The sequence below is a fragment of the Thiolapillus sp. genome, assembly GCF_048562965.1.
Lineage (GTDB): Bacteria > Pseudomonadota > Gammaproteobacteria > Chromatiales > Chromatiaceae > Thiolapillus > Thiolapillus brandeum_A.
The window spans coordinates 1-2,312 of sequence record NZ_JBHNMF010000517.1 but is presented as its reverse complement, the minus strand read 5'-3'; the positions used below and the strand labels follow the sequence as shown (position 1 = coordinate 2,312).

The window sequence follows — 2,312 nt, the reverse complement described above, 5'->3', positions numbered from 1 at the left end:
TGTGTTGGGTCAATAGCATAGACTCGGCGTACTATGATGTCAAGCCTCTACAGACATGAAAAAGCGATTGTAGATCCATGGAGGCAGGCTTGTACTCATCTTAGGGGTGAGTAGTTACATCCAAGGTACAGATGTCCATCGAATACGATGCCGGGCATACCCGGATGAACATGCCCATGGAATCTCAGCAGGGCAGTGGTTATATGTTGTTTCGTGATGGCAAGGTATGGATGGTGGCCAATGTACAAGGGCAGACGATGGTGATGGACGTGGCCCGGATGAGAGCAGGGCATCCCGCGACCGGTGGAGCCGCCCTGCAGCAGGAATTCATCAGCGCCAGGCCCACCGGGCAGAAGGCCAGGGTGGCAGGTTTTTCCGGCGAGGTCTATGAGCTGACTTGGAAAGAGACCGGGCAGACCAGGAGCGACAAGGTGGTACTGAGCGAGGATCCTGTGGTGGTCGAGTATTCCAATGCCTGGCTGGGCATGGCGGAAGGCATGGCAGCAGCCATGGGCCACAAGATGAAGAACAGCATCAGTGGCTACCTCAGGAAAGAAGGCCTGGGAATGCTCAAGATGGGCGACAGTTTCGAAGTGGTTTCCATCAAGCCCGGCAAGGTCGATGCCAGGCGTTTCAACCTGCCCAAATCCACCTTCCAGATGCCATCCATGCCACGCTGATCTGCAGTCCCGCGCCGCAGAGCAGTGCGGGACTGTTTTCTACATACCGAAGCCGAAGCTGTCGTTGCTGGTGATGCCGCTCTCACGGACGGGTTTCAGCGCTTCAGCATAGGCCCTGAGTACCTGCAGTGACCACAGGATGCGCTCCCGGAAATAGCTGTCGGCATCGGGGCTGTTGTCTTCGGGGTTTGTGTTCAGCACCGATTCCACATTGCGAATGATGACCTGCTCCGGGATATAGCAGATACGGTTGTTCTTGTAGCTGCTCATGCGCAGCTCAGCCACCGGATAGGCGCCGCCATCGGCGGAGGAAACAGTGACGATGAGCGCCGGCTTGTGTCCGACTTCGTTCTTCCCGGCAATCAGGAAAAAGTTTTTCAGGCCCGCCGGTACCTGCCCATGCCATTCCGGGGCAATGACCACGAAAGCATCACTTTGCTGCAGGGTTTCACGCAAAGGCGCGAGCAGGGTTTCCCATTTCTCTTCGCCTTCCCAGATGCCCTGATCCCACAGGGGCAAGGGATTGCCTTCGAGGCTGTAGATTTCCGCTTCGTCACAGAGCTTTTCTTCCAGCAGGGTGGCCTGGATATGATCGGCAACCTTCCGGCTCTGGGAATTCTGGCGGTGACTGCCGCTGATGATGGTGATTTTCATGCTGATCCCTGGGGGTTGATGTTTGAACTGGCTCCATTATAGTTGCCGGGCTGTCCAGGAATCCGCTTTCTCATCAAGGTCTTATTCCGACATGCCCAGGCAGGTCCCAACCCGTTGGGCGCTGACCACCCAGGGATGATCCTGGGGAACCAGTTTCTTGTTGCCCGCCACATCTTCCAGCGGAACGGCCACGGCGTCGTCTCCCCGGGCGGCAACCATGACACCAAAATGATCCTGACTGATGAGATCGGCGCATGCCGTGCTCAGACGGGTGGCCAGCAAGCGGTCGGCGGCCGAAGGCGTGCCGCCTCGCTGCAGGTGGCCGAGAATAGTGACGCGCGACTCCAGGCCGGTCATCTGCTCCAGCTGTCTGGACAGCAGCACTGTGTGGTTGGCATATTCCTGATTGAGCTGGGCGAGGTCTTCCTTGGCATCTTTCTTTTCCTTCTTGTTGGCCGCATTGAGCTTGCGCTGTTCCGCTTCGCGCACCATGCTGGCCTTGTCTGTCGGCAGGGCGCCTTCGGCTACCGCCACGATGCTGAAATTCTTGCCGCTGCGTGAACGTTTGCGGATGGCGTCCGCCACCACTTCCAGGTCATAGGGTATTTCGGGCAGCGGGATCACATCGGCACCACCGGCAATGCCGGCGCCCAGTGCCAGCCAGCCGGCACGGTGGCCCATGATTTCCACCACGATGATGCGATGATGGCTGTGGGCGGTGCTGTGCAGGCGGTCGATGGCATCGGTGGCGATACCCAAGGCAGTATCGAAACCGAAGGTGACGTCAGTCAGTCCGACATCGTTGTCGATGGTTTTCGGCAGGGTGATGATGTTCAGCCCTTTCTCCAGCAGCTTCAGCGCACGCTGCCAGCCATGGAGAGCGAAGCGAAGGCTGGTAGACCCCAGTAGCCGCGAGGCCGCACTGTTTTCCCGGCGTGCCTTGCGCCAGAGGGAAAACAAAGTAGGCCTCCGAACGCG

3 protein-coding genes are annotated in these 2,312 nt (G+C 58.4%); 1 reads left to right on the top strand and 2 read right to left on the bottom strand.

The annotated features are described in order from the left end of the window. The first annotated feature begins 131 nt into the window (after positions 1-131). Complete coding sequence (locus ACOCD2_RS17145; protein WP_293646938.1) at positions 132-680, top strand: hypothetical protein; 549 nt, start codon at positions 132-134, stop codon at positions 678-680. 39 nt (positions 681-719) lie between these two features. Here the strand turns inward: ACOCD2_RS17145 and ACOCD2_RS17140 are convergent, their stop codons facing one another. Both ACOCD2_RS17140 and ACOCD2_RS17135 read right to left on the bottom strand, forming a co-directional pair. After that, positions 720-1,334 (bottom strand): NADPH-dependent FMN reductase, encoded by a 615-nt coding sequence (locus ACOCD2_RS17140; protein ID WP_293646940.1) that lies wholly within the window; start codon positions 1,332-1,334, stop codon positions 720-722. A gap of 81 nt (positions 1,335-1,415) precedes the next feature. Continuing rightward, a partial coding sequence (locus ACOCD2_RS17135) for an ATP-dependent 6-phosphofructokinase (protein WP_295348381.1) occupies positions 1,416-2,312 on the bottom strand: 897 nt, incomplete at its 5' end.

Bases quoted from the DNA above. Each gene is read 5' to 3' on its own strand.
- ACOCD2_RS17145 (WP_293646938.1), top strand. From the start codon at position 132: ATGTCCATCGAATACGATGCCGGGCATACCCGGATGAACATGCCCATG.
- ACOCD2_RS17140 (WP_293646940.1), bottom strand. From the start codon at position 1,334: ATGAAAATCACCATCATCAGCGGCAGTCACCGCCAGAATTCCCAGAGC.